This window comes from Roseiflexus castenholzii DSM 13941, from assembly GCF_000017805.1.
Classification (GTDB): domain Bacteria; phylum Chloroflexota; class Chloroflexia; order Chloroflexales; family Roseiflexaceae; genus Roseiflexus; species Roseiflexus castenholzii.
In genome coordinates, this window is the sequence record NC_009767.1 from 2,384,850 (window position 1) to 2,409,100 (window position 24,251).

Annotated in this window: 10 protein-coding genes; 2 read left to right on the forward strand and 8 right to left on the reverse strand. The window is 62.9% G+C overall.

What is annotated here, in order from left to right:
• Positions 1 to 4 precede the first annotated feature (4 nt).
• Together RCAS_RS09570 and RCAS_RS09575 are read left to right on the forward strand one after the other, a co-directional pair.
• Entirely contained in the window at positions 5 to 1,567 is a 1,563-nt protein-coding gene (locus RCAS_RS09570; protein WP_012120382.1) for a xylulokinase, read from the forward strand.
• A 1-nt stretch (position 1,568) separates the two neighbouring features.
• Positions 1,569 to 3,065, forward strand: a complete 1,497-nt coding sequence (locus RCAS_RS09575) for a pyridoxal phosphate-dependent decarboxylase family protein (RefSeq protein WP_012120383.1) — start codon at positions 1,569 to 1,571, stop codon at positions 3,063 to 3,065.
• Positions 3,066 to 3,485: 420 nt separating this feature from the next.
• Here RCAS_RS09575 and RCAS_RS09580 read toward each other — a convergent pair whose 3' ends face one another.
• The 8 genes from RCAS_RS09580 to RCAS_RS09615 all read right to left on the reverse strand — a co-directional run bounded on the left by RCAS_RS09580 (position 3,486) and on the right by RCAS_RS09615 (position 22,872).
• Positions 3,486 to 3,704, reverse strand: a complete 219-nt coding sequence (locus tag RCAS_RS09580) for a YgaP family membrane protein (protein WP_012120384.1) — start codon at positions 3,702 to 3,704, stop codon at positions 3,486 to 3,488.
• Positions 3,705 to 4,008: 304 nt separating this feature from the next.
• Complete coding sequence (locus RCAS_RS09585) at positions 4,009 to 5,898, reverse strand: protein kinase domain-containing protein (protein ID WP_041330521.1); 1,890 nt, start codon at positions 5,896 to 5,898, stop codon at positions 4,009 to 4,011.
• A 336-nt stretch (positions 5,899 to 6,234) separates the two neighbouring features.
• On the reverse strand, positions 6,235 to 14,829 hold the full coding sequence (locus tag RCAS_RS09590) for a GH36-type glycosyl hydrolase domain-containing protein (protein ID WP_012120386.1): 8,595 nt from the start codon (positions 14,827 to 14,829) through the stop codon (positions 6,235 to 6,237).
• A gap of 246 nt (positions 14,830 to 15,075) precedes the next feature.
• Positions 15,076 to 15,480 (reverse strand): hypothetical protein, encoded by a 405-nt coding sequence (locus tag RCAS_RS09595; protein ID WP_012120387.1) that lies wholly within the window; start codon positions 15,478 to 15,480, stop codon positions 15,076 to 15,078.
• A gap of 271 nt (positions 15,481 to 15,751) precedes the next feature.
• Entirely contained in the window at positions 15,752 to 17,137 is a 1,386-nt protein-coding gene (locus tag RCAS_RS09600; RefSeq protein ID WP_012120388.1) for a glucoamylase family protein, read from the reverse strand.
• Positions 17,138 to 17,451: 314 nt separating this feature from the next.
• Complete coding sequence (locus RCAS_RS25600; protein ID WP_198136024.1) at positions 17,452 to 17,694, reverse strand: hypothetical protein; 243 nt, start codon at positions 17,692 to 17,694, stop codon at positions 17,452 to 17,454.
• Between the two features lie 259 nt (positions 17,695 to 17,953).
• The gene (locus tag RCAS_RS09610; RefSeq protein ID WP_012120390.1) at positions 17,954 to 20,641 is read right to left on the reverse strand and encodes a glycoside hydrolase family 78 protein; all 2,688 of its coding nucleotides are present in this window, start codon (positions 20,639 to 20,641) and stop codon (positions 17,954 to 17,956) included.
• On the reverse strand, positions 20,638 to 22,872 hold the full coding sequence (locus RCAS_RS09615) for a 6-phosphofructokinase (protein ID WP_012120391.1): 2,235 nt from the start codon (positions 22,870 to 22,872) through the stop codon (positions 20,638 to 20,640). Before RCAS_RS09615 ends, RCAS_RS09610 begins: the two co-directional genes overlap by 4 nt.
• Between the last annotated feature and the right edge of the window lie 1,379 nt (positions 22,873 to 24,251).

Below are 24,251 nucleotides of genomic sequence, written 5' to 3' on the forward strand. Positions count from 1 at the left end.
GGCAATGACGTCCGACAAGCCCATCCTGGCGATTGACCTGGGAACCTCCGGTCCCAAGGTTGCGTTGGTGACCCCCAGCGGCGATATTCTGGCGTGGGAATTCGAGCCGGTGCGATTACACCTGTTGCAGGGCGGAGGCGCAGAGCAGAGCGCCGTTGAATGGTGGGAGGCAATCGGCATAGCAGCGCGCCGCCTGACCGCCGCAACCGGCGTCACCCGTGTCGCTGCGGTCGGCGCGACGGCGCAGTGGTCGGGCACGGTCGCGGTCGGCAACGATGATCGTCCGCTTACGAACGCGATCATCTGGATGGATTCACGCGGCGCGCCGGATGTTCATGCTCTGGTTGCCGGTCGTCCGAAGGTTGCCGGGTATGGGCTGGCGAAACTGGCGACCTGGATTCGGCTCACCGGCGGCGCTCCTGGTCTCGCTGGAAAGGATTCGCTGGCGCACATCCTGTATCTGCGGCGGTCGCATCCCGATGTGTACCGCTCTGCGAGCGTCTTTCTTGAACCCAAGGATTACATCAACCTGCGTCTCACCGGCGTGCGCGCTGCGTCGTTCGACTCGATCACGCTCCACTGGCTGACCGATAATCGCGCCATTGATCGGGTCGCGTATGCGCAACAGTTGCTGACGTTGACCGGCATTGAGCGTGTGAAACTGCCCGATTTGCGCCGCGCGACCGACATCCTTGGTCCGCTTACTCCAGAAGCTGCCGGGCATCTCGGCATCGAGCCGGGAGCGCCGGTGGCGGTCGGATCATCGGATATTCATTCAGCGGCTATCGGCGCCGGCGCAGTGCGCGACTACGACGCCAATCTGTATGTGGGCACGTCGTCGTGGTTCGTCTGCCACGTGCCGTTCAAGCGCACCGATCTGTTCCACAACATGGCGTCGCTGCCGTCGGCAATTCCGGGAAAGTATCTGCTCACCAATGAGCAGGAGTGCGCCGGCGCCTGCCTGACATTCCTGCGCGATAATCTGTTGTTCGCCGATGATGAACTGGCGACGCCGCTCCCGGATGGGTTCTATGCGGCGCTGAACCGCATGGCGGCGCGCGAAGCGCCCGGCAGCGGCGGGCTGATCTTTACCCCCTGGCTGTACGGGGAGCGCACCCCGGTCGAAGATCACACGCTCCGCGGCGGGTTTCACAATCTGTCGCTGACAACCTCCCGGGCGCAGATAGCGCGTGCCGTGATGGAAGGGGTCGCCTACAATATGCGCTGGTTGCGCGATGCGGTGCGCCGTTTTCTGCGACGCTCACCCGGCGCGGTCATCATGACCGGCGGCGGCGCGCAGTCCGCTGTCTGGTGCCAGATCTTCGCCGATGTGCTGGGATGTCCTATCCATCAGGCGACACATCCGCTTCTTGCCAATGTGCGTGGTGCGGCATTGATTGCGGCAGTTGCGATTGGAAGCCAATCCTTCAATCGCATCCAGGCGCCGGTGGCTGCGACCTTTCACCCGCGCCGCGAGCATCGGCGCATCTATGACGAATTATTTCGCGTGTTTGTGCGCATCTATCGGCAGAATCGGGATATTTACGCGCACCTGAATCGGAGGTGACATGCGCGGACTCCAATTCCATCAGGCGTTTGCGTCGGCTGGCAGGCGCGCAGTTGCCGCATTCGAGGCGATCCTGCATCGTATTCCGGCGGTGCAGCGCCGGCTCGAAGCGCGGTATGAGGCACTGCTTGCCGACATCGAACCGTCGCTCAAGCCATACCGCAACGAACTGCCTGCCATCACTCGCTTGCCAACCATCGGGCGCAGCCGCGACGAGATTCTGGACGAGATGCGTCGTTTGGCGGAACGCGAGACCCCGCGCTGGCGTGAGGGGTATGTGTCAGGCGCCGTCTACCACGGCGATCCCGACCATCAGGCGTTTTTGAGCCAGGCATATGCGCTCCATGCGGCGAGCAACCCGCTCCACGTCGATCTCTGGCCCAGCATCGCCAGATACGAATCTGAGATTGTTGCTATGACCGCGTCGATGCTCGGTGGCGCCTCCGGCGTTTGCGGCACAGTCACCTCTGGCGGCACCGAGAGCATTCTGCTGGCGATGAAGACTTACCGTGACTGGGCGCGCGAGCGGCGCGGCATCCGTCGTCCTGAAGTGGTTGTTCCACATACTGCGCATGCTGCGTTCGACAAAGCGGCACACTATTTCGGCATCCGGTTGGTGCGCATTCCGGTGGATGCCGGCTTTCGCGCCGATGTGTCGGCTGTGCGACGCGCCATCAGCCATAATACGATTGCGCTGGTTGGATCGGCGCCCTCATTCCCGCACGGCGTCATCGATCCCATCGCCGACATAGCGGCGCTGGCGAGGGAGCGGCGCATTGGCATGCACGTCGATGCCTGTCTCGGCGGATTTGTGCTTCCCTGGGCGCGTCGGCTCGGCTACCCCGTTCCGCCGTTCGACTTCAGCGTTCCCGGTGTCACCTCGATCTCAGTGGATACCCACAAGTACGGGTATGCTGCCAAGGGAACCTCTGTTGTCCTCTACCGCACCGAAGCGCTGCGCCGCTACCAGTACTACGTTGCTGCCGACTGGCCCGGCGGGTTGTACGTTTCGCCAACGATGGCAGGCAGCCGCCCCGGCGGGCTGAGCGCTGCCGCATGGGCTGCCATGGTCAGCATTGGCGAGCAGGGGTATCTGGAGGCGACCCGCCGCATCCTGGAGACTGCGCGCCGGATCCGCTGCGGCATCGAGTCCATTCCAGAGTTGCGCGTCCTCGGCGACCCGCTATGGGTGATCGCGTTCGCTTCAATGCGTCTCGATATCTATCGTGTGCTCGATCAGATGGCGCAGCGCGGCTGGAACCTCAACGGGCTGCATCACCCACCTGCTATCCACATCTGCGTTACCTTGCTGCACACGCAGCCTGGCGTCGCCGATCGTTTCATCGCCGACCTGCGCGATGCAGTTGCCGCCGTGCGCCGCGAGCCGCGCGCCAGAGGCGGAATGGCGCCGGTGTACGGTATGGCTGCATCGCTGCCGTTCCGCAGCGTCGTCAGTGATCTGTTGCGGCGATACCTGGATGCGGTGTATCGGGTGTAAGTCGAACATGCCGATCTCGCGCACACCGTACTGTTTGGCGAACTCTGCTTTGTGTGCCTGTAAGATGCGCTCAATGCTCTTGCTGCCAATGACGATTGAAGATGCCGCTTTCTTGTCATTCCGAGCCCTTCGCTTCGCTCAGGGTAAACGCAGCGCGGAATCTGAGCGGGTCGCGCACGACCCCTCGCGCTGCTCGGGGTGACCATGCCGGATGGTCACCGGTCATTGGTAGCAGCGCTGCACCGTTCCGCTCGACGATGTCGCCGATTGTCATGCTCACCGTTGCCCCCATCTTCGGAAGGGGACGTGCAGGTTTGCCGGTCGGAACGCCTGAGGCAAAGAGAAGGCCCCGTCGTTTCGACGAGGCCTTCATTCGCTGTGAAGACCGGAGTGGTCAATCTGCTCCGGTCGTTCGCCTGCTCAGTGCTTCGCTGCCGGCCTGGTTGGCGTGGTGTCGATGCCGAGCGCCGAGTAGAGCGGGCAGACGCCGAAAATGGCAGTGATCAGGAGGATGACCGCCACCAAACCGATGAGCGCCTGCCAGAAGCCACTGAGTAGCACAAACGTGGCTATGAGCAGGACAATACCGAGGATTGCCCGAATGCCACGATCGATTGGACCGACATTTTGACGGAACATCGTTGTCCCTCCTTTTCAGGTATGACGTGATGTATCGTTGTTCCGCCATATTAGACGCATCATAGGTGAAAAATGTTACATGTGTTTGGAGGGGTCAGGGGCGCGCCTTGGGTTCACATTCAACGCACCACGGACATGCGCCCCGTGGGGGCGCTGGCGGCGCGCGTGGAGGGCGCTGGCGGTGGGCGTGGGGGGCGCTGGCGGCGCGCATGGGGGCGCTGGGCGTGGGGGGCGCTGGCGGCGCGCCCCTGCTTTCTTTCCATTTTCCACCTGCACCCTTTGCACCTTCAACTTGCCACATCCCTCATCGCAACACAAGGATTGCGACCAGAATCACCGCCATGATCAGAATGATCGCGTACAGCACAAGGCGTTCGACATCGTAGAGGGTGCTATCGCCTTTCAGGGTATTATCGAAGCCGATGAACGCCAGTGTGCGCGGCTGGTCGCGGAAACGGTAATCAACCTCGGTGACCGGAACGCCGCGGATGGTCAGTTCGGCAGCGATGATGCGGGTGTTGTTATCGCAATTGCGCTGTGCTTCCTCAATTGTCTCTTTGAGCGGCGCCACCTGATACCAGTGCCCTTCGCGCAACGAGATCGGGCCATCGAACACCTTCAACGCTTTTGCCTGAAGCGTCGGTTTATGCAGACCGCTGAGATCGTCTTCATTGAAATAGGCGCGCGCCCGGCGCGACCAGTCGAATACCTTCTCTTCCAGCAGTTGCCCGGTTCCTTCGCAGCGCTCGCACTCCTCACGCCCATAACCGCGGCACGTCGGGCATTCTTCGGATAGTTGGTGGGTCTGCACACTTCCATCGGGTTCTTTTACTTTGCGCGTGCGTGTCACCGTTCCAGCGCCGTTGCACGTCCGGCATGGAAGAGATCCCGCGCCAGTGCATTCCGGGCAGCCGACGACGCGCTGCGAGCCGGGAACCACGATCGGTTCAGGATTGTGCGTCTCGAACGGCGGCGCATCTGGCACCGGCGCTTCCCATAAGCCAGTTTCGCGCGTGACCGCCAGGGCGCCGCCGTGATGCACGCTGAGGCGCGCCTGCGGCGGTGTGCGCGTTTCATACGCGATACGCAGTTCGTAGAAGTACAGGTTGTAACTGACGATCTGTTCCGGTTCGATCAGACGCCCCAGTTGTGGGCGATGCGTCCAGTTCTGGCGGCTCCAGCGATCCAGCAGGCGACGCACGGCATCGACCCGGTGGAGTGTATCGGCGCGGGTGCGGCTGCGCGCCACGAAATCGGCATCGATCAGGTTTCCGAGCACTGTTTCGAGCGGGTTTTCGAGCCACTCGGCAATCGGCTCCCAGCGCGACTCCTCCATATCGACCGTCGCTGCGTCGATCTGCGGACGCAATGCCTGTCGCAACGCGGCGATCGCTTGCCCTGCGCTGCTGTACCGCTGCGATGGCTGCTCTGCCATCAGGCGCTGAATGACGCGGTCAGCAGCGGCGAGCGATTCATCGCGCAGCGCCAGCAACGGCGGGGTGCCGGTCGGCGGCGGAGGATCGCCGCTGAGCATGTGGTAAATGACCGCGCCGAGACTGTAGAGATCGCCGGCGGGCGTCGGCTGAGCGGTGCGTAGTGTCTGCTCCGGCGCCGTGTACGGCGTTCGATAGTCGGTATCGTCGATACTCGACAGATCGGGCGTGTCCGGCGACGCCGCCAGGCTCAGGTTGGTCAGATACACTGTGCCCTGCGGAGTCACCAGAATGTTGGCCGGCTGCACATCGCGATGCACGACGTTCTGTGCATGGAGATAATCGAGCACACTCGCCAGTTGGGTGGCGATGCGCAACGCCTCGACCGGATCGAGCGCTCCATTCGCCAACACATCGTGCAGCGAACGCGTATCGAGATAGGGCGTCACCAGGTAATGCCCGATACGGTCGTCGTGACCGGCGTCGATGACCGGCAGCAGGTTGGGATGCGTAAGATGGGCAGCAAGACGGGCCGCCAGTTGAAAGCGGCTCGATGAGATCCAGTCGGTGCGATGCAATACCGATACCAGCACGGGACGATCCAGCGTCAGGTGGGTGGCGCGGTAGATGACTGCGAGTTCGTCCTGCCCGATGCGTTGATCGAGGCGATAGTTGCGCACCTCGCGGGCAGCGCCCGTCTGTGGCGCGGAACCGGGCGAGTCGTTGTTGCCGGAATGCGGTTGTGCCCGTAGGGTTGCCATTGTTTGCCTTCGGCGCTGGTTCAGCGCGCACGACATATGACAGTGCGATGGGGAGTATAACGTGGTATGACGCGGAATGCAAACTGTCGTGCGCCTGTCGTTTGTCTCTCCACGGACTTTTGTATAGTATAGCACGTTCGTTCGTGAAAGACCAGTCGTTGTTGGGACGTTGGCATAACCGGTCAGAACTTTGAACCACGCCAGTGGCTTCGTCTGTTCACTTCACTGCGCGTGGGCGCGGCGCCGGGGAACGCATAGGCTCCCCTGGCTCGGGACGGACTCACAAAGACTGATTTCCACCCGCGCCCATCCGTCGCACCCGCGCGAATCCGCGTGCTATTCCCCTTTTTCCACCGGTTTCGCTGTCGCCTGTCTGCCGTCGCGTGAGGGTGTGACCTCTCCCGACCCGGGCAATGCCAGCCGGACGATGTGTTCGCGTCCGTCGTCGTATAGCGGGATGCGCCCATCGCTCGCCGGCGCGCCGTCAATCGTCAGCGCATAGCCATCGCCGCTGCTCCGCTCAACGATAATGTGGTAGTCGCTCGAACCGCAGTGATACCATGCTTCGTAGCCGGGCCAGTCGGGAGGCATGCAGGGCGTCAGGGTGAGATAGTCGCCGTAGCGCTGAATGCCCAGGATGCGCTCGATACCGAGACGATAGAACCACGCTGCCGACCCGGTGTACCACGTCCAGCCACCGCGCCCCAGGTGTTGCGGTGCAGCGTAGATGTCGGCTGCGATGACGTAAGGTTCGACCGCATACACGCGCCCGTTCTGCTGCGCGTGTCGCACCGGGTTGAGCATGCGCAGCAACTCGCCGGCGCGCGTGTTGTCGCCGAGCAGCGTCCATGCCCAAACCACCCAGATGGCGGCGTGGGTGTACTGCCCGCCGTTTTCGCGCACGCCGGGAATATACCCCTTGATGTAGCCGGGGTTGCGCGGCGTCTGGTCGAAGGGAGGAGTAAACAGTTTGATGATCCCGGTCTTGCGATCAACCAGATGAATATCGACTGCCTCCATCGCTCGCCGCGCGCGGGTTGGATCGGCGGTTCCGGCAACGACCGCCCACGACTGACTCAGCGAGTCGATGCGGCACTCATCGCTCTGCGCTGAACCAAGCGGCGCGCCGTCGTCGTAGAACGCGCGCAGGTACCAGTCGCCGTCCCAGGCGTGCCGGTCCAACGCTTCGCTCAGCCGGCGCGCCTCAGCGCGGTAGCGCGCTGCGCGTTCGACATCGCGCCGCTGTTCGGCAATTGGTGCGAAGCGGTTCAGAATGACGATCAGGAACCAGGCGACCCAGACGCTTTCGCCGTGCCCTTCGTGCCCGACCAGGTTCATCCCGTCGTTCCAGTCGCCCGCACCCATGAGCGGCAGCCCGTGCGCCCCCATGCGCGTCAGTGCGCGATCAATTGCGCGGATGCAGTGCTCGTACAGGCTGCCGTGCTCGTTCGCCGGTTCGGGAAGATCGTAGTATTCGGCTTCGTTTTCCGCCAGTGGTCGCCCCTTGAGGTAGGGCGCCACCGCATCGAGCAGTGCGTGGTCGCTGGTTGTTTCGACATAATGACACACGACGAACGGCAGCCACAGATAGTCGTCGGAGAACGCGGTGCGAATGCCGCGCCCCAGCGGCGGGTGCCACCAGTGTTGCACATCGCCCTCGACGAACTGCCGCGCCGCAGCGCGCAGGATATGTTCGCGCGCAATCGATGGCTCGATCATCGTCAGCGCCATCACATCCTGCAACTGATCGCGGAAGCCATACGCGCCACCCGACTGGTAGAACGCCGAGCGTCCCCACACCCGGCAGCCGAGGGTCTGGTAGATCAGCCAGCCATTGAGCAGCACGTCGAGCGCCGGGTCGGGGGTGCGCACCTGAAGTCTGCCCACCAGATCGCGCCAGCAGGCAATCGTCTCCGCGATTGCGGCGGCAGCGACCACAGGATCGCGGTAGTGCGCTATCAGGCGGATTGCATCGTCTTCATTTGCGCCTTGACCCAGAATAAAGAAGATATCGCGTTCCTCGCCAGATTCGAGGGTCAGCCGCGTCGAGACGACGCCGCACGCGTCGAAACCGGCGCCGATGCGATGGTCGAAGGCGCCATCGTGCTCGCCTGCCAGGGCAATCGGGCGCGCCAGGTCGCCGTTGCGCCCGATGAACGCTGCCCGGTCGCCGCAGAAGAGCGCCTCTGGCTCGCTGCATGCCAGAAAAGCGACGCGCCCGGCGAAATCGTGACTATAGGTGTTGCGCGCCAGCAGCGCGCTCAGTTCCGGCACAGTCGAGGTCACGATGAAGAGCGCCGTCTGTTCGCGCAGCACGCCCAACACCCACTCGACATACATCGTTGCGCTCAGGCGTCGCTGGCGATCGGATCGGTTGCGCAGACGCAGCCGGACGATCTTCACCGGATCGTTGGGAGCGATGCTGAGGGTCGTTTCGCTCTCGATGCCATCGTACCGTTGCAGGAAGCGCGTGTATCCCATCCCGTGGCAGACGCGCACGCGCCCTGCGCCGCAGGGACGCGGCAGCGGCGACCAGAGCGCGCCACTCGATTCGTCGCGCAGGTAGAGCGCCTCGCCAGGCGGATCACTGACCGGATCGTTCGACCAGGGAGTCAGGCGATTTTCGCGGCTATTCTCCGCCCAGGTGTAGCCGCCGCCGCTTTCCGAGACAATGAATCCGGCGCGTGGGTTGGCAACCACATTCACCCATGGCAGCGGCGTTGGCTTGTCGGGCGTCACCTCAATCACATACTCGCGCCCATCGGGTGTGAACCCGCCATACTCTGTCGTCAGCGTCAGATCTTCTGCCGGCAGCGGCTCGCCGCCGACCGGCAGCGCAACCGTTGGCGGCGGCGGCGCCTTGTCGGGCAGGCGGCGACGCAGATGGTAGGCAAGATCACCACGCCGACTGTAGAGCGTCATCCGGCTCACCGTCTCGAACAGCACCTGATCGGCATCGGGCATCACTCCGGTGCGCAACACAAACACCCCGCCGCGCTGGTTCAGCCAGCGACTCGACCGACTGCTGCGCACCAGACTCATGACCTGCTCGTGTCGTTCCTGCCGATAATCGGCGCTATCTTCGACCAGGAGCACAAGTTCGATCAGTACTCCTTTCAGCCGCCAATACTCGTGCGCCTGGATCAGAGTGCGCGCCAGCGAGGTATCGGACGTTGGCGCGATACGCCCAACCACGATCGGATAGTCGCCGGAGACGCCGTATGCCCACAGTCCCGGCTGCCCTTTGCTATTGCGCGCCAGCGTTTCGGCCGACGCACGGCGCGCCGGGTCGGGCAGGAGCGCCAGCGATGCCAGGCGCTGGAACTGGTGCGCCTGATCGGCGTTGATGCCGAGGTGCATCAGCTCGACCTGCGCCTGGGTGCGCGCCATATCGAAGGCGCGCATAGCAATGGCGGCATCGCGATAGTGCGCCGCCAGGCGCAGCGCATCATCGCGTGTCGCCGCGACCGCCATGGTCACGATCACCTGCGCCTGTCCGCCCGGCACGATCCGTACCCGGCGGCGCTGGCTGAAGATCGGGTCGAGCACGGCGCCGACGCTGCCGTTCAGCGGACGGTCGAGCGCCTGCGGACGTGACGGGTCGCGCCCACGTCCAATGAACGTCAGGCGGTTCGTTTCGTATTCTGCTTCTCCCAGGGCGCGGCCACGCACACCAATCGCTTGTGCTGCCCACAGACGCTCATCATTCGGTGAGCGCGGACGGCGTGTTGCCAGCAACGCCTCGCTCTGCGGGTCGAACGCTGTCTCGACGAACAGATTCGAGAAGGCCGGATGTGCAGCGTCGGCAACGTCAGGCGCCAGCACAATCTCGGTATAGGCGGTGATCTCCAGTTCACGCGGCTGCGCCGTCAGATTGACCAGTGTCAACATGCGCACCTCGACATTGTCTTCGGGGGACACCGCAATCTCCAGGCGTGTATCGATTCCTGCATACTGCTGGCGGAACTCGACCCGCCCTGCCCCGTAGGTGACCCGATACTCATCGCCGAGGACGCGCAGCGGTTGGTACGTCGGCGACCATGTTGCGCCGCCACGCACATCGCGCACATACACAAAACTGCCGGACGCATCGCGCGTCGGGTCGGGACGCCAGCGCGTGATGGCGACCGACGTCGTGCGTTCGGGCAGGGTATAGCGGCAGCCTCCACTGCCAGCATTCGTCACTATCGAAGTCAGAACGCCGTTCGAGAGGATGTAAGCGTATGGAACCGCAGTATGCGGCGTCGTGAAGTGGCGTTCCAGCACAACATCCGGCGTGACTGCGATCTCACTGACGGCGCTCTCCTGCGGCAGCGGCAGCGGTCGGTCGGCAGGAATCTTCTCCTGCAAGAGCAATTCGGTCGCCTGCACAATTGGCTCGGCGTGGAAGCGACGCTGCATCAGGTTGTCGTTCAATACATTATCGAGCGCCAGCAGACTCATGCCCTGATGATGGACCATATACGTCTGCACAATGGCGCTCTTCACGCCGGGCGGCAGGCGGGCCGGCGTAAAGTCGATCGCTTCGTAGAAGCCATAGTGCCCGAATGCGCCATACTCCATCAGGGCGCGGAGATTGGCGACTGCCTCGTTTGGCGCGACCTGCAACGCCAGGAGCGTGGCGTATGGCGCAACCACCAGGTCGTTCGCCAGCCCGCTCTGCAACCCAAGCCCCGGTACGCCGAATGCGCGATACTGATAGTTCATCTGCGAGTCGCGCAGGTTGAACGCCGACTCAGAAATCCCCCATGGAATGCCGCGTTCGGCGGCGTAGGCAATCTGACGTTCAACTGCGCCGCGGTACGTGGCGTCGAGCAGCGTTTCGGGGTAGTTGCGCATAACCAGAAGCGGCATCAGATACTCGAACATCGTACCGCTCCAGGCGAGCAGTGTCGGCGTCGCCACTGCCGGCGAAATCTTGCGCCCAATGTAGAACCAGTGCTCCTGTGGAACTTCTCCAAGCGCGATTGCGAGGAAACTCGCCAGGCGCGCTTCGGATGCGAGCAGATCGTAGTAGGAATTGTCGCGTCGCCCTTCGCTCACGTTGTACCCAATGGCGAACAAACGGCGGCGTTCGTCATAGAGGAAGCGGAAATCCATCTCGGCGATCAGATCAATGCACATACCCGACAACCGCTCGACGACGGTGCGGAACTGCGGGTCCTCCGGCGCAGCGGGTTTCCCGTCGTGCGGCATATCGTCGAGCAGGCTATATGCCTGTCGGGCAAGCGCCTCCGCCCACTCCGCTACCCGCGACTCACGCGCCAGGATGATCGCCAGATCGGCCGCTTGCAGCAGGCGCGCTCGATGCCCCTCCAGGGTGTCAGGCGTGGCATCGAGCGCCTGGAGCAGCGCCACAAGCGACGTGCGTCCTCTGGCGTCGGCGGGCAGGCGCTCCTGAATGATCTCAAGAGTGTCGCGCAACCCTTCGATGATCCAGGGACCGTATGGCGGACGTTCTGCCAACGCAAGCAATCCCTGCCGCAGCGTGATCAGGTGTCCGGCGAAGTTGCCGCTATCGACCGTGGACACATAGAGTGGCGACAGGGGGTGAAGCGTGCGGGTGTCGTACCAGTTGTACAGATGCCCGCGGAACCGTTCCATCTGTTGGATCGTCTCGAACACACGTCCGACGCGCTCGGCCAGACTGCGCACACCCAGGTATCCGAAATCGACCGCCGCCAGGTCGGAGAGCAACTGCAAGCCAATGTTGGTCGGCGAGGTGCGCTCTGCCACAACCGGTCGCGGCGTCTCCTGGAAGTTGTCCGGCGCCAGGAAGTGCTGTTCTGGAACGACGAAGCGCTCGAAGTATGCCCACGTTGCGCGCGCCACGCGCCGCAGCATCCGGCGATCATTGGCGGAGAGCGGTTCGATACGGCGGGGAACGTATGCTTGATCGAGCCAGCGGGCAAAGAAGGGCGCTGCGCCCCATGCGAGCGTCACCGGCAGGGCAGGGACCCAAGCGTCGCGCAGGCGCTCAAAACGCACAGCAGCCAGCGCCACGAACACTACTGCTGAAGGACCCATGCGTTTGATCAGGTAATCGAACGAATCGGTGAGGCGGCGCTGCGCCTGCGCCGCGGTTTCCCATTCGAGCAGCCGCCGATGGGTCACACCCATACGCCAGAGCGTGCGCGCGACAGCGTCCAGGTTCAGCCATGCCTGATCGGGGAGCATGGCAACATTCAACAGCAATTGCAGCACGGGCCAGCGCAGGTTTTCCGCAGCTGCGATCAGGCTGACGTGGAGATAGCGCCAGTCTGTCGGCGCGAGGCGCGTATTCAGAATCGCAAACGTCAACGGCGCAAGATAATGCCCAAGCGCGAGCAACGTCCAGACTGCCGGACGACCGGGGAGCGCAAACCAACCGGCGATGAGCACTGCCAGAGTCGCCGGTGGGGTCAGGCTGCGGCGCAGGTTATCGGCGATCTTGAACCGGCTGATCGGCGGCAGAACATTCGGCGCATACCCTCCCGACGCGCGCGGCACACGCGGCAGCAACCATCCGGCGATCTGCCAGTCGCCGCGCACCCAGCGATGCTGGCGCGCTGAATAAGCGGCATACGTCGTCGGGTAACTGTCGAGCAATTCGATATCGGAGAGCAGCGCCGCGCGCGCATAGCACCCTTCGATCAAGTCGTGGCTGAGGAGCGTATTGTCGGGGAAGCGGTCGTGCAACGTCTCGCGCATGGCGACCGGGTCGTAGATTCCCTTGCCGGCAAAGATCCCTTCGCCAAACAGGTCCATGTAGACATCAGAAACGGCGGTGGTATATGGATCAACGCCAACATTGCCCGACGAAATGCGCGCAAAGCGACTGCGCAGGGCGCTCGGCAGATCGATGCCGACGCGCGGTTGGAGAATGCCATACCCCTTCACCACGCGCCGTGTCTGCGGGTCGATCACTGCCTGATTGAGCGGATGCGCCAGCGTGCCCACCAGCCGGTGCGCTGCATCACGCGGCAGTTGGGTGTCGGCATCGAGCGTGATGACATAGCGGATCTGCGGCAGGATGCTGAGGTCGCCGATGAATGTTTCGTAGGTTGTGTCCGTGGCGCCAATCAGTAAACGATTGAACTCTTCGAGCTTGCCGCGTTTGCGCTCCCAACCCATCCAGCATCCCTGGCGCTCGTTCCAGACGCGGCGGCGGTGGAGCAGGAAGAAGCGATCACTGCCATAGCGTTCGTTGAGCGCCTGGATACGCTCGACCGCCAGCGCAAGCAACGCCTCATCTTCGGGCATGTGCGGCTGCGGCGCGTCGGCGAAATCGGTGAGCAGCGCAAAGTGCAGGTGCGGGTCCTGATTGGCGAGCGCCAGCACCTCCAGCGATTCGATCTGCGTGCGGATGCTATCCGGCGTGAGCAGTAGCGTCGGCACGACCACGATCGTGCGCAGTTCGCGCGGGATACCGTCGCGGAAATCAAGGCGCGGCAGAACACGCGGCGGGGTCAGGCGCGTCACCGCGCGATCAACCAGTTCTTTTGCCAGTGCGAATGCGGGCAAAGTCGCCGTGAGTGACAGCGCAGCAGTCAGGACCGGCGGAGCGCCGGAGGCGCGGCGTCCGTTATCGGATTGCGCAAGACGCCGGCTTACCACAGTAAGAGCCACAGTTCCTGCGGCGATCGCTCCAAAATAGACCGCTTCGGGATGCCGCAGCACGGCGCGATGCGCCACCTCGCCAGGTGTCAGACGACACCCAAGCGCCATCTCGAATGCGGTGCGCCCTTCGTCCACCAGGTAGTAGCCGATATGTGTTTCGCGCAGCGGACGACCCGCTTCCCGCGCCTGCGCTGCAACCCGGATTAAACGTCGCGCAATTGCGTCCTCGCGTAGACCACTCCGCCGCGACAGACGCTCGAGTTCGTGCCGATAGCGGTCACGGGTTGCGAAGGTGCTCCGTCCATACGCGCCTGCCGGGTCCTGGCGCAGAATCTGCTCGACCATGCTGACGCGCTCGAACCAGTCGGGCCAGTCCACCGCATCCATCGTCCGCATGCTTGTGATCGTATTGGCGACCGACACCTGATTGGCGGACTGGCGGCGCTGCTCGGCGAGAATGATTTCTTCGGCGGTATTGTAGGGAATGGAAGGTTGCTGCTCGATCCAGACCATCAACCGGGCAATGTCGAACTCTCCTTCCTGGTTGCGCAGGCGCTGGATCAACTCGACCGCAAGCGGCAACGGGAGTTGCGGATGGGTGCGCGCGAGTTGACGGAAGGCCGTATTCCCCTCAAACGACCCCACATCTTTCTGCGCCAGAATCCGTTCCGCCCATGCCGCGCCCTCGAGTCGAAGATGGCGCTCATCGAGCATAAGGCGCGCCAGGCGCCCCAAGTTCTGGATCAGGCTGACGCGCAGCATGATCGGAATCGCCCAGATTTCGCCGATCGACAGCGGCGCAACGGCTTCGTATCCCAGCACAAAGCGCGTCAGTTGTTCGAGGTCGATGCGTCCGTCCGTATGCTCGACGAGTTCGAGCGCCATGGCATACACGCGCGGCTTACCGTTGTGAGGACCCCCCTTCAATTTCGGGAGTTCGTGGTAATACCCACCTGGAAGGTCCTGTCGGATCTCACGGATCTGCCCGACAATCACGTGATAGTTATCGACCAGCCAGGCAGCCGCCGGAGTGAGCGGTTGGTGTTGCGCAGCATCTGCGGCGAGTGTCTGGTATGCCAGTTGTAGCAGGCGATGATTGCGGTCCACCGATGCGAGCAGCGCACCTGCTCTCCCCGGCTGCATGACAATCGTATGGCTGGCAGCAAGTGTGCGCGCGCGCGCTTCGAGTTGCTCCGTCGTCAGGATCACCCCGCGAATCGGGCGATCCGACAGCGGCGGACGACGGCGCACCCATGGAAAAGAGCGTTGCACAGCGGCGGCAAGTGCTGCAAGTTGATGTGAGCGATCGCTGGCAAACGGAACAGGGTTCATAGACATACTCCGGCGACAATGCTGCAATTGCGCCCCGATGAGGACGCCAGAGAATAAAAGGTGCAGTCAGGAAGAACGCGCAGAAAACTGGCGCACCGGATGTGCGTGTAGAGTCATTGCGCACATCGTTGGGCGCTGGTTGGTGAATGGCGGCAATTACCGCTGCCGTGTCCGCTGTTGAAGTTGTGCGGACGTGAGCCAACCACCGGGCGACATTCGCCGCAGGCAGGAGCGTGTGCGAGCGTCCTAGCGCTTGATGAGCGGCGTGCTGCGTCGTTGAAGAATCATGCGCGCTTCGTTAGGAGGCAGCGTGCGTATGGCGCCCTCCGTCGGACCAAGATCGACGATCTGGACGTGGAAGGTATGACTGGGATTGGCTAACTCGGCATTGTAGGCAAGTTCATCACGCAGAACTTTAGTAATCACATCGCTGCTCAAGCCCTCGGTTCGCGCGCGGTTGATCAGCGCGCTGATCTGCTCGGCGAAATCGCGCACACTGAACGCTTTGTGTGTCTCCAGCGCATCCGGCGCTTTGAGACGGTGCAGGCAAACCGGGCAACTGATGTCTGCGCTGGCTGCCATGGTTGTTGTCGGGCGCCACTCTGCGCCACAGTTAGGGCACCGCATCATCTCACGGTCAGTCTGAGTCATCGTCCCCTCCTGATACGGGATTTGCAAGCCACGCCTGCCCTGCGTCAGCACCGGACGGTGCTGACCGGACTCTTCGCCACCCAAACAATCGAGTGTGAAGGCACAAAACGCGGCGAGGAACGATACCGACGTTGGGATCGTGGTTTGGGTCACAATCGATAGTATAGCATAGAATAGCGGGCAGGTCTACGGGTTAAGATGCGCAAATGTGAAAATTCGTGTTGCCGAGAGCATATTGAAGTTGCCAGGCAACGGCTATGTCGGAGATCCGCTACCGTCTTACCAGGGGCAGGTATATCCGTGATTCGCCATACATGTCGATATGCGCCTGGAGCACGCCGGGATCACGGTAGAAGTACCGCCAGACAAAACCGTTCTCGCTATTGACCAGGCTCAGGAAGAGCCACGTCTGCGCCAGGGCGCTGTATCGGTCGCTGCATTGACCATACGCTCCATCGCCTGGACGCGCCATCACCGCCTCGCGAAAGCCGTATCCTGTTCGATAGATACAGGGAAACGTGTCTCTGAGGGTTTGCAGATTGTGCAAGGCATCCTCTGCCAGCGGCGTGATCAACGCCAGCCCAGCCGCATGGGGCGTCACCAGACCTGGTTGGCTTTCGGGCGAAGCGGGGCTGGCAACTGGCGGCGCGCCCTGTTGCACATGGCCGCCGGTTCCAACGCTGAAACAATCGGACAATCCCCAGGCTGCGTAGCCCTGGTTTCGTGCATAGGCAATCTGCGCCCGGGTGACGGGAAGGAGCGTCTCGCGACCGTAGGCGGTGTCCATTTCCCGAATAAAGAGCGCCGGTGCAGCATAGGTAAAGTAGGATCCATCCCATGCCACACGTGCTACCACAATGCCGTCATAGTCGCCGGACGGGACCTGAAGCGCTGCCAGACTCAACTGGAATTCATCGGCGCTCATCTGTCCCAATGCGCGGGAGACAAAGTTGATGATACGGTTCTCGTTGGAGTAAAAGTCCGCCTCTATGCCGCCTTGCGGATTCTCCACATCTCCCCAGAAGAAGCGATGGGTTACCGGGTTGTACCAGAGAGAGAAATCCATATCAGCCAGGATCGCATCGGCCTTTTGCGCCAGGAATGAGCGCCCATGCGCTTCGGCATACTCGCGGATAGTGATGAGTGCCATTGCCAACCAGGCGTTGTCCACCGACGGAACCAGGTGATTATCGCCGATATTCGCCCCGACCACAGGTGGATCCCAGCCAATCCAGTACCACTGGTAAAAGACGCTTTTCTGGTATGCATTGGGACCGTGCGGTTGGTAGGTTTGCACACCGGTCTGCCATGCGCGCAGCTGGTCGAGCACTGCGCCTGCCTCGGCTTCCGTTTCGCTCCAGGAAGGACTCCACGGGCGCTTCATATCGTGGGCTGCGATCCACGAGAGCGCATACAGACCGATCTCGGTGGGGTTGGCATAATCGCCGCCAGAGAGAACAGGCGACCACCAGCTGGAAGGCAGATGATGAGAGGTTGCTTGAGAGGAGCGGAGGTAGGTCCACGTATCGCGTGCCAGATCGTCACGAAAGTCGGAAGGGACAATGCGCACGACAGAGAACGGAATGCCGTTCCAGACCGACGCGCAACTCAGCAGAACAACTCCAACCAGCATCACAACGCTTCTGAGGATATTCATTGCATCTTCATCCTGTCACCGTGGTATGGGGAAGAGCGACGCTCCTCACCGTGGAAGACCGGACAGGAAACGCAATAGTGGCCTGATCTCAGGGGCCTCCTACGATTGTCCCAATCAGCACAGTGCCCGGTTCCGGCATATCACCGGCTTTATTGCGTAATATCAATTTTCCAGACCTCGTTATGCGAGATCCGTGACGACTGGCAGGGCGAAGTCGATGTTCGATGCGCTGAAACATCTTGCTTTTGGTATTTAGTATACAGATGTGCGCTTGAGCAGGATTGAGGAACAGGCGCGCCGGGGTGAATATTTCGCTACCAGAGGCTCATCACCGAAGTCGCAGTGGACAGATGCAGCGTGATCGTCTTCCTGGAGCATCTCCCGGATTTCGCGCGCAGCGGATCGCTGCCGGTACGCCGGACGTTCTCGCGGTCCAGATGCCGGCGACGCGGGTTGTCCTGGATGTCGTGCCGGATGGCATGCAGAGCGCGTTTGTGGCGTATGATGTGGTCGTAATCATTGCGTTGCCAGATTGGAGTGCCCGATGCGCCGGGCAATGCGCGGATTCGTTTGGTGACAAAAATATGCGCTTGGTTGGGTGTAATCGTATCCCGGCAATCGGATGGATCGGCGGTGGTGTCGGGTGTGGTCGCAGGATGTCATACCGCCTTCTCCATAGTTTGGGAATGTGATCAATGTTGGGGGGCAACAGCAGAACACGGTGGCGCTGTGCCCCACCAGAACCTCTGCATATGAATGACATATACCGGTGCGCGTCTCGATACGTTACGCCGCCGGTATGAGTTCAGACCAACCCTACCCCACCGTAAATGTGTATGCCCCTGCCGTCAGGCGGTAGATCGCTGTCTCTTCGTTGCGCTCTACGAAGGTGACGCCCTCCGCTTCATCCGCCGCTTGCCCGCTCTCCCGCACCATCGCTCCTTCTGGCGCTGGAACATACGCCGTTGCCGTCGTGTTCGGCGGCACAACGACTTCCCATGTGAAGCGATCATTGTCGATGCGCCAGGCGCTCACGGCGCGCCCGTACATCGTTTCGAGCGCCGCGCGCGCCGCTGTCAGCCCACCTCCTGGCTGCGGGCGCAGAATCAGATGACGGTATCCCGGTTGCTCCGGGTCTGTGTCGATGCCGGCAACGGTGGCATACAGCCATTCGCCGATGGCGCCATAGGCGTAGTGGTTGAATGAGTTCATGCCGGGGTCCTGGAACCCTTTATCGTGCGTCCATCCGTCCCAGCGTTCCCAGATCGTCGTGGCGCCTTGTGTGACCGGGTAGAGCCACGAGGGCCAGGTTTGTTGGAACAGCAGCGCATACGCGAGGTCGAGTCGTCCGGCAGCGGTCAGCACATGCGGCAGGTAAGGCGTTCCAACAAAACCGGTGGACAGATGAGTATTGCGTGCCAGGATGTCGCGCGCCAGCGCGTCCGTTGCTGCCGGGCGCAACTCCGGCGGCAGCAGGTCGAAGTGCAGCGCCAGGACATATCCGGTCTGCGTTTCGCCGGCCACGCGCCCCGCGCCGGTGACGTAGCGTGTGACAAATGCTTGCCGCACCCGCTCGAACAATCGGCGGTAGCGCGCGGCATCACGCTGATGCCCCAGGATCGCGGCAATGCGGCTCATCAGCCGGGCGCAATGCGCAAAGAATGCCGTGCCGATCAGGTCTTTCGCAGTGCCGCCGTCAACCTTGCCGCTTCCGTCGAGCGCCAGCCAGTCGCCGAAGCCGCGAAAGCCGGGATAGTCCTCGTAGCAGCGGATGAAGTCGCGGCTGCTCCGCTCGAGGTATTCGATGAACCGTTGCATCGAAGGGTAGTGCGTTTCGAGCAGACGGGCATCGCCGTAGCACAGATAGATCGTCCAGGGACAGATAATGCCCGCGTCCGCCCATGCCGGTCCGCCATCGGTCAATCCGCTGATACCCGCCAGCGGCGCCACCGGCGGGTACGCCCCTTCGGGACTCTGGGCGTCCTCCAGGTCTTGCGTCCATTTCGTGAAAAACGACGCGACATTCATGTTGAACGCTGCGGTGCGAATGAACACCTGCGCGTCGCCGGTCCATCCCAGGCGCTCGTCACGTTGCGGGCAGTCGGTCGGAACGTCGAGAAAGTTGCTTTTCTGTCCCCACACAATATTATGCTGCAACTGGTTGATCAGCGGGTCGGAACAATTGAACTCACCGGTTGGCGGCGTGGCGGAATGCACAACGATGCCTGTCACCGCATCGATGTCGGGTTCGCCGGGGTAGCCAGAGAGTTCGACATACCGGAAGCCGTGGAAGGTGAAGCGCGGCTCCCAACTTTCTTCACCCTCGCCGCGCAGGGTATAGTGGTCGGTCGCGCGCGCGCTGCGCAGATTGGCGGTGTAGATGGTGCCGTCCGGGTTCAGCGCCTCAGCGTGGCGGATGGTGACGGTTGTCCCCGCCGGACCCCGCACACGCAATCGGACCCAGCCGACCATGTTCTGGCCAAGATCAAAGACCCAGCGCGTTGCCTGGTGCGAACGGAAGGCGGTTGGTGGACCGACCGGGCGCACTTCTTCGTGCCGCCGCACTGTCGGACCGCGCGTAGCGACCAGGGCGGCGTCGGGCGCGGCGAAGAGTTCCACCGGTTGCCAGGAGGAGTCGTCGAAACCGGGCATGTTCCAGCCGGGCATTTCGAGCCTGGCATCGTAACTCTCGCCGTGCAGCATGTCGCTCTCCAGCACAGGACCGAAGGCGTATCGCCAGGAGCGGTTGCTGACCATCGTCTGCGTGCTGCCGTCGGCGCAGGTAATCATCAGTTGCGCCAACAGTTTCGGGCGGTCGCCGTAGTTCTGGCGACCCGCCCATGCCACATGCCCACAGTACCAGCCATCTCCCAGGATGACGCCGATCACATTGTCGCCCTCGCGCAGCAGATCGATCACATCGTAGACCTGATACTGCACCCGTCGACGATAGTCCGTCCACCCAGGTGTGAAGAGGTCTTGTCCGACGCGCTGCCCATTGATCGTACATTCGTACAGACCCAGCGCTGTAATGTACAGACGCGCCTGCATCACCGGCGCATCGAGCGTGAACGAGCGGCGCAGGAACGGCGCCGGTATTGTCGTCCAGCGTCCGCCGACGAGCGGCGCCCCGATCCACGATGCCGTCCAGTCCGAACGGCGCAGCAACCCCATCTCCCACCAGGCAACCGGGCTGACGGCGACGTTGCCGTGCTCGTCCCATGCCTGCACTCGCCAGAAGACGCGCTGACGCGAGCGGAGTCGTCCGCCTTCGTAGACCACATGGATCGACCGATCCAACTCGACGCGACCACTATCCCAGAGGAGGTTCTGTTCCGCCGCGACATCATCGGCGGATGGTGCGGCCACAATGCGGTACGCCGTCTGCCGCGCGCCGCGCCGGTTGCTAAAGAGGCGCCAACTCAGGCGCGGTCGAGTTACATCGATGCCCAGCGGGTTTTCCAGATACTCACAACGCAGGTGTCCGACGGTGAATAGTGTCATAGTTCCCTCATGTCGTGCATGTCGTGCTTCTGTTGTGCGAGTGCGCGCGCAATTGGCGCCAGTTGAAGCCACCATTGCTCTCTGGGGCGGCGGTATACGGCATCGACCATGTGCGGCAGTTCACCCAGGTCGAATATTCGCACTCTACCGTTGATGAAACCGATAAAGGCTGCGGCTGCGGTGCCGCGCTCCATTTCCTCAGTCAGAAAGCGGATGCAGCGTGCTGCGAGGCGCGTTGCCTGAATCCGATCATACGGCGATGGGCTTCCACCCTGTTGCAAATGACCGAGGACTGCGCGGCGAACGTCGAACAATCCTTTCCCCTCCTCCTCGAAAAGCGCACAGATCACATCGGTCGTATAGAGGCGGTTGGCGTACTCATTGCGTATCACCAGACTGAGACGCTTGCCAGCGCGAAATCCTTTGATCATCTCCTGAATATCGGCGCGCAAGTCATCAAGGGTGATGCCCTCCTCATGCAGGTACACCCGTTCCGCACCCGACGCCAGCCCGCTCATCAGCGCCAGGTAGCCGCAGTAGCGCCCCATGACCTCAACCACGAAGGTGCGTCGCACTGCCACTGCCGATTGCTTGATCCGGTCGAGCGCTTCGACGATCGCATTCAGTGCCGTGTCGGCGCCGATGCTCAACTCCGAACCGGGCAGATCATTGTTGATCGAGGCAGGCAGGCAGATGATTGGGATATTGAATGGTTCGTGCGCATCACGCTCATGGTACAAACGGTGCGCCGCCTGATAGCCGTTCCACCCGCCGATGATCAGCAACCCGTCGATGCTGTGCCTGGTCAATGCATGCGCAACGGCGGCAAGGTCATCGCCGGATGGAACACGACGGCTGGTGCCGAGTTCTGCGCCCCCCATTGGTCCCCAACCGTCCACCATCTGCCATTCGCACTCGCTGACGTGGCCGGCGATGAGACCGTCGAAGCCATTGCGCACAACCAGCATGGTGTGTCCCTGGTCGAGACCGAGGCGCACGGCGGCGCGCACGGCGGTATTCATGCCCGGCGCCGGTCCACCGGCATGCAGCAGTGCGATTCGTCGCCTGCGCGGGCGCGTCACACTTGGCAGAGCGCTGGCGAGCGCCTGAAATGTCTGGAACATCTCGGTAAAACTGCCGCCGCGCAGTTCCATGGCGCGCTGATAGTCGCCAGCCGCGATTGCTGCACTTACCTGCTGTGTCTGCTCGACACAGTGCATGAGTGGTTGGCGCGTGATACGATTGTAGCGCATCCCGATCAGTTGCGGCTCGCTGTCGGGGGTGGCGCTCAACAATTCTTCAACGGCAGCGTACCCGACGAGCGTGCTCATCCAGCGGTCGAAGGCGCTCGGTGTGCCGCCGCGTTGCACGTGTCCCAGGATGGTCACGCGTGCGTCTTCTTCCAGACGCTCCTCCAGCACGCGCCGCACATAATCCGACGTGATCGGATTTCCCTCCCGGTCGCGCGCGCCTTCCGCAACGACGACAATGCTCTCGCGGCGCCCGGCGGCGCGCCCGGCGCGTAGCAGTGCGCACATGCGGTCCTCCCACCCCGGCTCAGGCGGATTCTCTGGAATGAGCACATAGTCGGCGCCGCCAGCCACAGCGCCCATCAGCGCCAGATACCCGCAGTGGCGCCCCATCACCTCCACAACAAACGTGCGCTGATGACTGGCTGCGGTGCTGACGAGCGCATCAATCGCGGCAGTAATCCGGTGCAATGCCGAGTCCGCGCCGATGGTCATGTCGGTGCCGTAGAAATCGTTGTCGATTGAACCAACCAGCCCGACCAGCGCCAGGAACGGATAGCGCGCCGCCGTTTCACGCGACAGTTTGCCGGTTTCGACCAGTTCCGCCAGCAGGCTGCTCCACTCGCGGCGGAATGTGTCGGCGCCGGTCAGACTTCCATCGCCGCCGATGACCACCAGGCGATTGATCCCGTGCTCGATCAGATTGGCGGCAGCCTGCAAACGCCCTTCGCGCGTGCGGAACGTGCGACTGCGTGCTGTGCCGATGATCGTTCCGCCGCGATGCATAATGCCGCCGACATCGTCCCAACTGAGCGGACGGATGCGGTTGCCGCCTTCTACCATGCCACGGTATCCTTCATAAATCGCATACACTGGCACGCCACGACTCAGCGCGGTGCGCACCACGGCACGCAGCGCGGCGTTCATGCCCTGCGCGTCGCCACCGCTGGTCAGCACGCCAATGCCTGTTGGCTGCGTCATACGTCTCTCCTTCCATCGTTGTGCGCGCCGCGTCATCCGGTGACGCCCGCACGCTCTCCACTCCCCCGCCGCGTATGATACCAGCCTTTTGATGGGGCGTGACTCTATCGTCTTGTGGCATTGTGTCTGTGGGTGCGCCGCTCATACTCTTGGCGGCGCGTGGGGCGGGGTGGGTCGCTTGCGCGTCCGGTGGCATCCCCGGCGCAGGCAGCGACCGTTCCGCCACCTGCGCGCCAGCACAGCCCGGAGTCATCGGAGTGACCTCCAGCGTCAGCAATGTTCAAGCGGGTATCCATACTTAGGGGCGGACCGAACACCCGCGCGCATCCCAGCACGCCTACCGGGGGACGAACCCGCGCGCGGCGCAAGCCCCCCTGCTCCCCGCGCGGGGGGTTCTGGGCGGGTACAATGATGCTCATGCGTGCTGCCCGCCGCGCGCCTTCTCTCATCCACGAAGGACACAAAGGTCCACGAAGCGCCGACAATCCCTCGCTGCCCTTTAAGAGTGGACCGAACACCCGCGCGCATCCCAGCACGCCTACCGGGGGACGGACTCGCGCGCGGCGCAAGCTCCCTTGCTCCCGCACGCGGGGGGTTCTGGCCGATATCCTGCGCGCCCTGGATCAACCGATCCCCTGCCCCCGCGCGCGGGGTGGTTCTGGGCGGGTAATACTATGCTCATGCGTGCTGACCGCCGCGCGCCTTCTCTCATCCACGAAGGACACGAAGGTCCACGAAGCGCCGACAATCCCCCGCTGCCCTTTAGGGGCGGACCGAACACCCGCGCGCATCCCAGCACGCCTACAATGGGACGGACCCGCGCGCGGCGCAAGCTCCCCTGCTCCGTGCGCGGGGGGTTCTGGGCGGGTACAACGATGCTCATGCGTGCTGCCCGCCGCGCGCCTTCTCTCATCCACGAAGGACACGAAGGTCCACGAAGCGCCGACAATCCCCCGCTGCCCTTTAGGGGCGGACCGAACACCCGCGCGCATCCCAGCACGCCTACAATGGGACGGACCCGCGCGCGGCGCAAGCCCCCCTGCTCCCCGCGCGTGGGGGGTTCTGGGCGGGTACAACGATGCTCATGCGTGCTGCCCGCCGCGCGCCTTCTCTCATCCACGAAGGACACGAAGGTCCACGAAGCGCCGACAATCCCCCGCTGCCCTTTAGGGGCGGACCGAACACCCGCGCGCATCCCAGCACGCCTACCGGGGGACGAACCCGCGCGCGCGGCGCAAGCCCCCCTGCTCCCCGCGCGTGGGGGGGTCTGGGCGGGTACAACGATGCTCATGCGTGCTGCCCGCCGCGCGCCTTCTCTCATCCACGAAGGACACGAAGGTCCACGAAGCGCCGACAATCCCCCGCTGCCCTTTAGGGGC